8 protein-coding genes are annotated in these 12,617 nt (G+C 72.3%); all 8 read left to right on the forward strand.

Annotated elements, in window-relative coordinates; genetic code table 11:
- Positions 1-32 precede the first annotated feature (32 nt).
- The 8 genes from ureA (at position 33) to M2163_RS33655 (ending at position 12,569) form a co-directional block, all read left to right on the forward strand.
- A complete protein-coding gene (gene ureA / locus M2163_RS33620) occupies positions 33-755 on the forward strand; it encodes an urease subunit gamma (protein ID WP_280895831.1) in 723 nt (240 codons plus the stop codon).
- Positions 752-2,461 (forward strand): urease subunit alpha, encoded by a 1,710-nt coding sequence (locus M2163_RS33625; RefSeq protein ID WP_280895832.1) that lies wholly within the window; start codon positions 752-754, stop codon positions 2,459-2,461. Before ureA ends, M2163_RS33625 begins: the two co-directional genes overlap by 4 nt.
- Before the next feature lie 17 nt (positions 2,462-2,478).
- Positions 2,479-3,507, forward strand: coding sequence for an agmatine deiminase family protein (locus M2163_RS33630; RefSeq protein WP_280849136.1), 1,029 nt, complete (start codon positions 2,479-2,481; stop codon positions 3,505-3,507).
- Between the two features lie 3 nt (positions 3,508-3,510).
- A complete protein-coding gene (locus M2163_RS33635) occupies positions 3,511-4,116 on the forward strand; it encodes a TetR/AcrR family transcriptional regulator (RefSeq protein WP_280895833.1) in 606 nt (201 codons plus the stop codon).
- Between the two features lie 103 nt (positions 4,117-4,219).
- Positions 4,220-6,259 (forward strand): hypothetical protein, encoded by a 2,040-nt coding sequence (locus M2163_RS33640; protein WP_280895834.1) that lies wholly within the window; start codon positions 4,220-4,222, stop codon positions 6,257-6,259.
- A 26-nt stretch (positions 6,260-6,285) separates the two neighbouring features.
- Entirely contained in the window at positions 6,286-7,500 is a 1,215-nt protein-coding gene (locus tag M2163_RS33645) for a hypothetical protein (protein ID WP_280895835.1), read from the forward strand.
- Between the two features lie 310 nt (positions 7,501-7,810).
- Positions 7,811-9,415, forward strand: coding sequence for a citramalate synthase (cimA, locus tag M2163_RS33650; protein WP_280895836.1), 1,605 nt, complete (start codon positions 7,811-7,813; stop codon positions 9,413-9,415).
- Positions 9,416-9,557: 142 nt separating this feature from the next.
- Entirely contained in the window at positions 9,558-12,569 is a 3,012-nt protein-coding gene (locus M2163_RS33655) for a glycoside hydrolase family 3 N-terminal domain-containing protein (RefSeq protein ID WP_280895837.1), read from the forward strand.
- Positions 12,570-12,617 lie beyond the last annotated feature (48 nt).

A 12,617-nucleotide genomic window follows, 5' to 3' on the forward strand; every position in this document is an offset into this window, starting at 1 on the left:
GTTTGAGCGGCGTTCAAAACGAAGGGTTCGAGATGCGGCTGACCCCCACCGAACGCGATCGGCTGCTGCTCTTCGGGGCCGCTGAGCTGGCCCGCGCGCGCAGAGCCCGCGGGCTGCGGCTGAACGTCCCGGAGGCGACCGCGCTCATAGCGGACACCGTGTGCGAGGCCGCCCGGGACGGGGCGCGGCTGGCCGAGGCCGTCGAGCGCGCCCGGTCGGTGCTCGGGCCCGACGACGTCCTGCCCGGTGTCGCCGACGTCGTCACCGAGGTGCACGTCGAGGCGGTCTTCGACGACGGTTCGCGGCTCGCGGTCGTCAGCGACCCGATCGGCGGGGGACTCGGCGAGCAGGCGCCCGGTGCGCTGCTGCCGGGGCCCGAGCACGCCGAGCCCGAGCCGGTCGTCCGGCTGACGGTCACCAACACCGCCGCCGTGCCCGTCTCCGTCACCTCCCACTTCCACTTCTTCGAGGCCAACCCGCGCCTGGACTTCCCCCGGGCCGACGCCTACGGCATGCGGCTCGCGGTGCCGGCCGGCTCGTCGGTGCGGTTCGGACCGGGGGAGTCGGCCGAGGTCGGCCTGGTGCCGATCGGCGGGGCCCGGGTGGCCGTCGGTTTCGCCGGGCTCGTCGACGGGCCGCTGGACGCGCCCGGCGCTCGTGAGGAAGCGCTGCGGCGGGCCGTGGCGTGCGGCTATCTGGGCGCGGGGGAGCGGCGCGGCGTGCCGGGAACGCTCGACGAGGGGGGCGTCCGATGAGCCGTCCCGGAGGCCACCCCGCCGAGGCCCGACGCCTCACCCCCCACGAGTACGCCGCCACCCACGGCCCCCGCGCCGGTGACCGCCTGCGCCTCGGCGACTCGGGGCTGGTGGTCCGGGTCGAGGAGGACGCGCAGCGTTACGGCGACGAGTTCCTCGCCGGGTTCGGCAAGACCGCGCGGGACGGGCTGCACCTCAAGGCCGCCGCCGTGCGGGAGACCTGTGACGTCGTCGTCAGCAACGTCGTCGTGATCGACGCCGTGCAGGGCATCCGGAAGGTCTCCATCGGCATCCGCGAGGGGCGGATCTGCTCGATCGGCCGGGCCGGGAACCCCGACACCCTCGACGGGGTCGACGTCGTCGTCGGCACCGGCACCTCCATCGTGTCCGGCGAGGGCCTCATCGCCACCGCCGGGGCCGTCGACACCCATGTTCATCTGCTGTCGCCGCGGATCATGGAGGCCTCGCTGGCGTCCGGGGTCACCACGATCATCGGCCAGGAGTTCGGGCCGGTGTGGGGCGTCGGCGTCAACTCGCCCTGGGCGCTGGGGCACGCGTTCGGCGCCTTCGACGCCTGGCCGGTCAACATCGGCTTCCTGGCCCGGGGTTCGTCCTCCGCGCCGGCCCCCCTGACCGAGGCGCTGGCCGAGGGCGGGGCGAGCGGCTTCAAGGTGCACGAGGACATGGGCGCCCACACCCGCGCGCTGGACACCGCGCTGCGCGTCGCCGAGGAGCACGACGTCCAGGTCGCCCTGCACAGCGACGGGCTGAACGAGTGCCTGTCCGTCGAGGACACCCTGAAGGTGCTGGAGGGCCGCACGATCCACGCCTTCCACATCGAGGGCTGCGGCGGCGGGCACGTGCCGAACGTGCTGAAGATGGCCGGGGTCCCGAACGTCATCGGCTCCTCCACCAACCCCACCCTGCCCTTCGGCCGGGACGCCGTCGCAGAGCACTACGGCATGATCGTCTCCGTCCACGACCTCAAGACCGACCTGCCCGGCGACGCCGCCATGGCCCGCGACCGCATCCGCGCCGGGACCATGGGTGCCGAGGACGTGCTGCACGACCTGGGCGCGATCGGCATCACCTCCTCGGACGCGCAGGGCATGGGGCGGGCCGGGGAGACGGTCCGCCGTACCTTCGCGATGGCCGGGAAGATGAAGGCCGAGTTCGGGGCGCCCGAGGAGCACGACAACGCACGCGTGCTGCGCTACATCGCCAAGCTGACGATCAATCCGGCCATCGCGCACGGCCTCTCGCACGAGGTCGGCTCGATCGAGGTCGGCAAACTGGCCGACCTGGTGCTGTGGCGGCCGGAGTACTTCGGCGCCAAACCGCAGCTCGTCCTGAAGTCCGGTTTCCCTGCCTACGGCGTGGTCGGTGACCCCGGAGCGGCCACCGACACCTGCGAACCCCTGGTCCTCGGACCGCAGTTCGGGGCGCACGGCGCCACCCCCGCCGAGATCTCCGTCGCCTTCGTCGCCCGGGCCGCCCTCGACCAGGGCAACGACCGGCTGCCGACCCGCAGGAGAAGGGTCGCCGTGCACGGCACCCGCGGCATCGGACCGGCCGACCTGCGCCTCAACTCCCGTACCGGGGCGGTGGACGTGGACGGCCGCACCGGCCTGGTCACGCTGGACGGGGAGCCGCTGTCCTCCGCACCGGCCGACTCGGTCTCCCTCAACCGCCTCTACTTCCTCTAGGACACCCAGGACCCCCGATGACCTACCGCATGCCGCCCGAGTGGGCCCCGCACGAACGCACCTGGATGGCCTGGCCCGGCCCCAACCCGACCTTCACCGACGACGAGGAACTGGCCGCGGCCCGCGCCGCCTGGGCGTCGGTGGCCCGCGCGGTGCGCCGTTCCGAGCCGGTGACGATGGTGCACGGCCCCGGCCAGGCCGCGTCCGCGCGCGCACTGCTCGGCCCGGACATCGAGTTGGTGGAGCGCGAGCTGGACGACGCGTGGATGCGGGACATCGGCCCCACGTTCGTCATGGACGAGCAGGGCCGACCGGCCGCCGTGGACTGGGTGTTCAACGGCTGGGGCGGCCAGGACTGGGCCCGCTGGGAGCACGACGCGAAGATCGCCCGCCAGGTCGCCGACCTCGCCGGGGTGCCGGTGCTGAGCAGTCCGCTGGTCAACGAGGGCGGCGCGATCCACGTCGACGGCGAGGGCACCGTCCTGCTCACCGACACCGTCCAGCTCGGCGCCGGCCGCAACCCCGGCTGGAGCCGGGAGCAGGTCGAGGCGGAGATCCACGCCAGACTCGGCACCACCCGGGCCATCTGGCTCCCGCGCGGCCTGACCGGCGACTACGGCACCTACGGCACCCAGGGCCACGTCGACATCGTCGCCGCCTTCGCCCGCCCCGGCGTGGTCGTGGCGCACGTCCAGCCGGACCCGGCGCACCCCGACCACGAGGTGACCGAAGAGGTCGTGGGTCTGCTGAGGTCGGCGACCGACGCCCGCGGCCGCCGGCTGGAGGTCGTCGAGGTACCCGCCCCCACCGTCCTGGAGGCCGACGGCCACTGGGTCGACTACTCCTACATCAACCACTACCTGTGCAACGGCCAGGTCGTGCTCTGCGCCTTCGACGACCCGCGCGACGAGCTCGCCGCGGGCATCTTCCGGCGGCTGTTCCCGACGCGCACGGTGACGCCGGTCGACGCCCGTACGATCTTCGCGGGCGGTGGCGGAATCCACTGCATCACCCAGCAGCAGCCGAGGACCTGGTTCGAGGAGTGACACATGGCCGGTGGGCGCAGACAGGCCCCGCCCCGCGAGGAGGTCCTCGCCGCGGCCATGGAGATGATCGCCGAACGGGGCCTGGAGAAGCTCACCATGGCCGCGCTCGGCCGCGAGGTCGGCATGAGCAGCGGCCACCTCCTCTACTACTTCCGCTCCAAGGACGAACTGCTGCTCCAGACCCTGGAGTGGAGCGAGGGACGGCTCGGCGCCGAGCGCGCCCGGCTGCTCGGCCGCTCGGCGCCGGCCCGCGAGCGGCTCGACGCGTACGTCGATCTGTACGTCCCCGACGGCCACCGCGATCCGCACTGGACCCTCTGGCTGGAGGTCTGGAACCGCTCGCAGAGCGCTGCCGCCGACGCGGCGGCCCGTGAGCGCCAGGCCGCGATCGAGGGCGCCTGGCACCGTGACCTGGCCGCCCTGCTGACGGAAGGGGTGTCACGGGGGGAGTTCCGTCCCGTGGACCCGGACCGTTTCGCGGCCCGGCTGCGGGCCCTGCTGGACGGCTTCTCCATCCATGTGGCGATCGGGCTGCGGGGGACGGACCGGGGGATGATTCTCGGCCACGTGCGGGAGTTCCTCGGCGAGAGCCTCCTCGCGGACGCGTGACCTTCCGCCCGGGTTGTACGCAATAAGGCCGATTGACCCTGTGGTCGGTGGTGCGTTTGCCTCGAAAGGACCACAAGCGTTCCTGGACACCACAGGGGGGAACATGTCCAGAGCCGCCGTGTGCCTTTTGGGCGCGGCCCTGCTCGTCGCGGCAACCGGCGCCGACGCCTCCGCCGCACCGCACACCGACCGCCTCGCCACCGCATCCCGTACCGAGCGCGTGAGCACCGCCGCCGACGGCAGCCAGGCCGACGGGCCGTCGGGCGACGCCGCGATCAGCGCCGACGGCCGCCGGGTCGCCTTCGTGTCCCGTGCCCCGGGCTTCGGCTGCGCTCCCTTCACGCCGTGCCTGCTCGTGAAGGACCTGTCCGGCGGCGAGGTCACGAAGATCGACCTGGGCGACGGCCACACGTACAGCTCACCGACGCCGAGCGCCGACGGGAGCCGTATCGCCTTCTCGGCGGGCACCCGCTTCCCGGCCCCCTACCTGTACGACCGCGCCACCGGCCGTGCGGAGAGGCTGTGGCCCCAGGACCCGCCCGGCTTCGACGAGTCGGGCCGCGCGGAGTCGATCAGCCCGGACGGCACGCACGTCGCGTACACCCTCGGCAACCGCAACGGCGACGGGAGTGCCCGACTGCTGTACGTCCGCGACACGGCCGCCGGCACCGACGCACTGGTCTCGCCGGCCGAGGAGGGCCAGAAGAACGGGGCCTCGGTGAGCGGCGACGGCACCCGGGTCGCGTACGGTCTGCGCGTCGACAGCGAGCAGGATCCCGCCGACGTCTACGTCAGGGACCGGACGACGGGCGAGCGGACCCAGGTGGACACCGGCCTCGGAGCCGCCTACCTGGTCCGCATCACCGCGGACGGCCGCCGGGTCCTCCTCGACGCCGCCGGCGGCCTGTACGTCCACGACCTGCGCACCGGCACGACCCGTCGGGTGGCCGACGGCAACCCCGGCTCGGTCACGGCGGACGGCCGCTACGCCGTCGTCTCCGGCGAGGACGGCACGCGGGTGCGGGACCTGCGCACCGGGGCGCGGGGGGCCGCCCTCCCGCGGGACGCGCAGGTGCCGGACAACGCGCTGACCGCCAAGGGCCGTGCGGTGGTGTTCGGTTCGTCGGCCTCCCATCTGGTGCCGGGCGACACCAACGCGGAGTCCGACGTGTTCGTCTTCTCCGGCGCCCTGCGGAGGAACCCGGCGCCGATGCCGTCCGTCACCGAGCGGATCGCCGGACCCGCCGGCGCCTCCCACGACCCGGTGATGGGGGAGGACAAGGTGGTCTCCTTCACGTCGGAGGGCGATGTGTTCGTGAGCACCCCCGGCTGGTTCTCGAAGGTCAACTCGGACGACCAGAAACCCTCGTCCGAGGGCACGCCCTGCTACAGCGGCCGCATGGTCGGCTATGCGGCCCCCTCGGCCGACGGCGGTCCGGGCGTCCATGTCCGCAACCGTGCGGTCGGCAGGCTCACCAGCCTGGGCTCGTACCAGGGCGTCCGCTTCACCTGGATGGGACAGCCCGTGGTGAACCCCACCTGCCAGTGGCTCACCTTCGCGGCGACCCTGCCCGCCACCGGCGCCGACCCGGATCCGCAACCCCGCGTGTACCGCTTCGAGTTCAACGGCGGCGACACCGACGTGGTCAGCGCGCCCACCGGCGAGGCCGCGGGGCATCCGTCGATCGACTCCTCCGGCCGGTACGTCGCCTTCGAGCAGGGCGGTGCCGTCTACGTCCGTGACCTGGACACCGGCACCCTGGAGAGGGCCGCGGCACACGCGACGGCACCCTCTCTCGGCGCGGACGGCCGCAAGCTCGCCTACCAGCAGGGCCGTAGCTCCGCCGTCCGTGATCTCGACACCGGTACCACGACCCGGGTCGGGGGCACCGAGCCCTCGCTGTCCGGAGACGGCACCCGGGTGGCGTACACCTCGGGCCGGTCCGTGTACGCGCTCGAACTCTCCACGGGAAAGCGTCAGTTGATCAGCGTCGATCGCTGGGGCGGCCGCAACGACCGGCCGGCCGGACACCCCTCCGTCAACGCCGACGGCACGGTCGTCGCGTTCGAGTCGGCGTCACCCGATCTGGTGGAGGGGGACACCGACGGGGTGTCGGACGTCTTCCTGCGGACACTGCAATGACAACGACCGAACACGGGGGAACCACCATGCACAGCAGGAAACGCCTCGCCGCCGCGCTCCTGGCGGCCCTCGCCACCGCGGCACTCACGGGCCCCGCGGCGGGCGCCGCGCCCAGGGCCCCGTACACCGAGCCGGTCAGCGTCACCCCGGAGGGAAAGGCGGGCAACGGCGTCACGCGCACCGCGGTCATCAGCCGCAACGGCCGCCACATCGCCCTGACATCGGACGCAGAGGACCTGGACCCCGAGGTGGCGCACGGCGGGATGTACGTGCGCGACCCGCACACCGGCAAGCTCCGCTTCGCGGGCTTCGGCGGCCTGGTGGCGGTCCTGGACGACGGCCGCCACGTCTACGCCGAGTACGGCCCCGACTCCTCGGAGGTGTGGATCGCCGACATCGACACGGGCAGGCGGACCGGGTTCGGCATCGAGGTCCCCGAGGGCTTCACCGGGCAGCCCGCCCAGATCTCCGTCAGCCCCGACGGCCGCTACGCCGTCTACACGCTCCAGGACAGCGCCGACCACACCAGCGTGGTCTTCCTGCGCGACCGCATCAAGGGCACCACCGAGCGCATCAGCCACCCCAGGCCCACCTGGGAGCCGCGCAACGCCTTCCAGCCGACGGTCAGCGACGACGGACGCCGGATCGTCTACGCGTACGCCTACGCCAACGGCCCGCGCGGCGACGACTGGGGCGACGTCTGGATGTACGACCGCAGCACGGGCCGGCACACCCAGATCGACCGCTCCTACGACGGCTCGGGGACCGAGAAGGAGTCGCTGAACCCGTCCATCAGCGGCGACGGCGGCACCGTCGTCTTCGAGTCCCGGGACACCCACCTGGTCCCCGACGACACCGACGCGAGCTGGAACGTGTTCGTGCACACCCTCCGCACCGGCACCAACCAGCGCATCCACGGCACCCAGGGCGGCCCCGGCGAGGTCTCCACCCGGGGTGCGGCGATCAGCGCCGACGGCCGCTGGCTCACCTTCACGTCGGAGGTGACCGAGCCCGGCAGCCGGTACGGCAAGGAGTACCCCGTCTATCTGCGGGACCTGAGGAAGGGCACCACCACCCTCGTCACCCCCGACACCACCGGCGGCACCGCGACCGCCGACGTCCTGCCGGGCCGGATCGCCGACGGGGCCCGCCGGATCCTCTTCCAGTCCTCCGATCCCGCCCTGATCCCGGCCGGCGACACCAACGACGGCACCGACGTGTTCGTACGACACCTCCGATGAGCTGCGCAGTGCTCGCATCCTGAGACGGAGGGTGAGCACGGGGGTGGTCTGTGCCAGACTTCCCCCGTGCTCTCGTTCGCCATGATTATTGGCAGCAGGCGCGCCGGTCCGCAGTGACCGCCACGTACGACCAGGTACGGGTGGACACCGTCGTCCTCGACCCGCGCGCAGACCTCTCGCACCCGCGAGGGGTTTTTCGCTTTTTCTGGCCCACCCGCAGCCGGAGGCGAGAGCGCGAGGGAGTATGTGGGGGCGGTGGAGCCGGTCATTCCGGTACGACCGAGATCCAATCCTCAGGAGCCTTGAGACCATGACCGCAACCAGCGAGCTCGACGATCAGTTCCACGTCTTCGACACCACCCTGCGCGACGGCGCCCAGCGGGAGGGCATCAACCTCACCGTCGCGGACAAGCTGGCCATCGCACGGCACCTGGACGACTTCGGCGTGGGCTTCATCGAGGGCGGCTGGCCCGGCGCCAACCCGCGGGACACCGAGTTCTTCGCCCGCGCCCGCGAGGAGATCGACTTCAAGCACGCCCAGCTCGTCGCCTTCGGCGCGACCCGCCGGGCCGGGGCCAAGGCCTCCGAGGACCCGCAGGTCAAGGCCCTCCTCGACTCCGGTGCCGAGGTGATCACCCTGGTCGCCAAGTCGCATGACCGGCATGTCGAGCTGGCCCTGCGGACCACCCTGGACGAGAACCTGGAGATGGTCCGCGACACGGTCTCCTTCCTCAGGGAGCAGGGCCGCCGCGTCTTCGTCGACTGCGAGCACTTCTTCGACGGCTACCGCGCCAACCCGGAGTACGCCAAGGCCGTCGTACGGGCGGCCTCGGAGGCCGGCGCCGCGGTCGTCATCCTCTGCGACACCAACGGCGGCATGCTCCCCGCCCAGGTCCAGGCCGTCGTCGCCACCGTCCTCGCCGACACCGGCGCCCGTCTCGGCATCCACGCCCAGGACGACACGGGCTGCGCGGTCGCCAACACGCTGGCCGCCGTGGACGCGGGCGCGACCCACGTGCAGTGCACGGCGAACGGCTACGGCGAGCGGGTCGGCAACGCCAACCTGTTCCCGGTGGTCGCGGCCCTGGAGCTGAAGTACGGCAAGAAGGTCCTCCCCGACGGCAGGCTCCGCGAGATGACGAGGATCTCGCACGCCATCGCCGAGGTCGTCAACCTCACCCCCTCCACCCACCAGCCCTACGTCGGCGTCTCGGCCTTCGCCCACAAGGCAGGGCTGCACGCCTCGGCGATCAAGGTCGACCCCGACCTGTACCAGCACATCGACCCCGAGCAGGTCGGCAACACCATGCGGATGCTGGTCTCCGACATGGCGGGCCGCGCCTCGATCGAGCTCAAGGGCAAGGAACTCGGCATCGACCTCGGCGGCGACCGCGCGCTGGTCGGCCGGGTCGTCGAACGGGTCAAGGAGCGCGAGCTCAAGGGCTACACGTACGAGGCGGCGGACGCCTCCTTCGAACTCCTCCTGCGCGCCGAGGTCCAGGGCAAGCCCCTCAAGTACTTCGCCGTCGAGTCCTGGCGGGCGATCGTCGAGGACCGCCCCGACGGCTCCCACGCCAACGAGGCCACGGTGAAGCTCTTCGCCAAGGGCGAGCGCATCGTCGCCACGGCGGAGGGCAACGGCCCCGTCAACGCCCTGGACCGGGCCCTGCGTGTGGCGTTGGAGAAGATCTACCCCCAGCTCGCCAAGCTCGACCTCGTCGACTACAAGGTCCGCATCCTCGAAGGCGTCCACGGCACCCAGTCCACCACCCGCGTCCTGATCTCCACGTCCGACGGCTCGGGCGAGTGGTCGACGGTCGGCGTCGCCGAGAACGTGATCGCGGCCTCGTGGCAGGCCCTGGAGGACGCGTACACCTACGGCCTGCTGCGCGCGGGCGTCGAACCGGCCGAGTAGCCCTCAGCAGGAGCCCTCGGCGAACTCACCGGCCTCGCCGAGGGCTCATGGCCGACGGACGTCTTGACGGACCCGCGAGCCCTCAGTTCACTCACGCCGTGAGGTAAGTCCTGTGTGAACCCTGAGAGCCGAGGGAAGGTCCATGCGAAGAACCGCCCTGCTCGTCTCCGCCGCCCTGCTCACCTCCCTGTTGCCCCTGGCCGTCGCCCGGGCCGCCGACGATCCCGCACCGGTCCCCGTCGACCGCTTCGAGGGCGAGGTGCCCTTCGCGAACCCGCCCGCGGGCGGCATCTTCACCTGGGGCGGCGACACCGACGACCCGCCGACTCTCGCGCTGAGCAAGCGGGACGACGCCCCGGAGGGGGACCAGGTCCTCTCCGGCACCTACGACATCAGCGGCTACGGCGGCTTCACGCACGACTTCGCCTTCGCCGAGCCCGCCCACGACTGGTCCGCCCACAAGGGCATCCGCCTCTGGTGGGAGGGACAGGACAACGGCAGGAAGATCGCCCTCGAACTCAAGGACGGCGGCGCCAACGGCGAGGCCTCCGAGCTGTGGACGACGTCCTTCACCGACGACTTCTCCGGCTGGAAGCAGATCGAGATCCCCTTCACGGACTTCGTGTACCGCACCGACTACCAGCCCGTCGGAGGCATCGACCACGTCCTCGGACTGACGCAGATGTGGGGGTACGCCCTCACCCTGCCCGTCGGCGCTCCCGGCCGGTTCGCCCTGGACGGCGTCGAGTTGTACGGAAAGGCCGACCAGTCGCTGCGCGCCTCGGTGCTCACCGACTCCGCCGTGTACCCGGTCGACGAGGGCGGCACGGCCACCGTGAAGGTCACCGTCGCCACCACCGGCTCCGCACCGATCGACGAGCCCGTCACCGTCGCCTACGAGACGGCCGGCGGCACCGCCTCCCCCTCCGACTACACCGCTCTCAAGGGCGAGTTGACCTTCCCGGCGGGCACCGCATCCGGCACCACCCGGACCGTCCGGGTCCACACCCTCAAGGACAAGGCGGCCGCCGAGGCCGCCGAGACCGTCCCCCTCAAGCTCACCGTGACCGGCGCCAAGGCGCCCGCCGAGACCCCGCAGGTCGTGATCGACGCGCACGGGCTGCCGTATCTGAACGCCAAGCTCCCGGTGCGCAAGCGGGTCGCGGACCTCCTCTCCCGCATGTCCCTCGCCGAGAAGGCCGGCCAGATGACGCAGGCCGAGCGCGGAGCCGTCGGCACCGGGGCCGACATCACCGCCGAGGACCTCGGTTCGCTGCTCTCCGGCGGCGGTTCGACCCCCACGCCGAACACCGCCGAGGCGTGGGCGAGGATGATCGACTCCTTCCAGCTCCGGGCACGGGCGACCCGCTTCCAGATCCCGCTCATCTACGGCGTCGACGCCGTGCACGGCCACAACAACCTGGTCGGCGCCACGGTCATGCCCCACAACATCGGCATCGGGGCGACCCGCGATCCCCGGCTCGCCGAGCGGACCGGAGCCGTGACCGCCGCCGAGGTCCGGGCCACCGGCGTCCCCTGGGACTTCGCGCCCTGTCTCTGCGTCACCCGTGACGAACGCTGGGGCCGCTCCTACGAGTCCTTCGGTGAGGACCCGGCCCTCGTCGAGTCCATGGAGACCGTCGTCCAGGGCCTCCAGGGCCCCCGCGACGGACGCGAGCTCAAGGACGACGACAAGGTCCTCGCCACCGCCAAGCACTTCCTCGGCGACGGCGGCACCGCGTACGGCTCCTCCACCACCGGCTCCTACACCATCGACCAGGGCGTCACCACGGTCACCCGCAAGCAGCTGGACGCGGTGCACCTCGCCCCCTACCGGACGGCCGTGGACCGGGGCGTCGGCACGGTCATGCCGTCGTACTCCTCGCTCGACATCGTCGGCGACGGCCTGGGCCCGGTGAAGATGCACGCCCGCGCCGACATGATCAACGGGGTCCTGAAGGGCAGGCTCGGCTTCGACGGTTTCGTCATCAGCGACTGGAACGGCATCGACCAGATCCCCGGCGACTACGCCTCGGACGTCCGCACCTCCGTCAACGCCGGTGTCGACATGGTCATGGCGCCGTACGCCTACAAGGACTTCCGCACCGCGCTCGTCGCGGAGGTGCGGGCCGGGCGCGTCAGTGAGCGGCGGATCGACGACGCCGTCTCCCGCATCCTCACGCAGAAGTTCCGGCTCGGGCTCTTCGAGAAGCCGTACGCCGACACGAGCGGTGCCCCGGGGATCGGCTCCGCGGGCCACCGGGCCGTGGCCCGCGAGGCGGCCGCCGCCTCGCAGGTGCTGCTGAAGAACTCCGGTGGCGTGCTCCCGCTGAGGACGTCGCAGAAGGTGTACGTCGCCGGATCGAACGCCGACGACATCGGCAACCAGAGCGGCGGCTGGACCGTCACCTGGCAGGGCTCCTCCGGCGACATCACCCCCGGCACGACGATCCTGGAGGCGATGCGGAAGAACTCCGCCGCGCTGACGTACTCCCAGGACGCCTCCGCCCCGACCGCCGGCCACGACGTCGGCGTGGTCGTCGTCGGCGAGACCCCGTACGCCGAGGGCGTCGGGGACGTCGGCAACGGCCATGACCTGGAGCTGTCCGCCGCCGACCGGGCCGCCGTCGACAAGGTGTGCGCGGCCATGAAGTGCGCGGTGCTGATCGTCTCCGGACGGCCGCAGCTCGTCGGCGGCCGGCTCGGCGACATCGACGCCCTGGTCGCCTCCTGGCTGCCGGGGACCGAGGGCGACGGCGTCGCGGACGTCCTGTACGGCAGGCGCCCCTTCACCGGCCGGCTGCCCGTCACCTGGCCGAGGTCCGAAGCCCAGCTGCCGATCAACGTGGGCGACCCGACGTACGACCCGCAGTTCCCGTACGGCTGGGGCCTGACCACCCGCACCGCGGTGCCGGAGGGCGGGCCGGCGACGCTCGCCGCGCTCGCGACCGCGGCCGGGGCGGCCGAGCGGGCCGGTGCCGGCGACAGGGGCCGCGCCCTCGTCGACAAGGCCCGGCTGATCGTCCAGCGGAAGGCGGACGGGCGGATCACGGCAGCCTTCGCCGCGCCCTTCGCCGACGCCGAGCACCTCCTTCTGACCGGGCGCTACGCAGAGGCGGTGCGGAAGCTGGCGCAGGCGTACCGGGCGATCTGAGGGCGGCCGGGCAGGTCTCTTCCGGGAGGCTTCGGGTAGCGTCGAAGT

Origin of the sequence: Streptomyces sp. SAI-135, assembly GCF_029893805.1 — a bacterium.
In the GTDB taxonomy this organism is placed as follows: domain Bacteria; phylum Actinomycetota; class Actinomycetes; order Streptomycetales; family Streptomycetaceae; genus Streptomyces.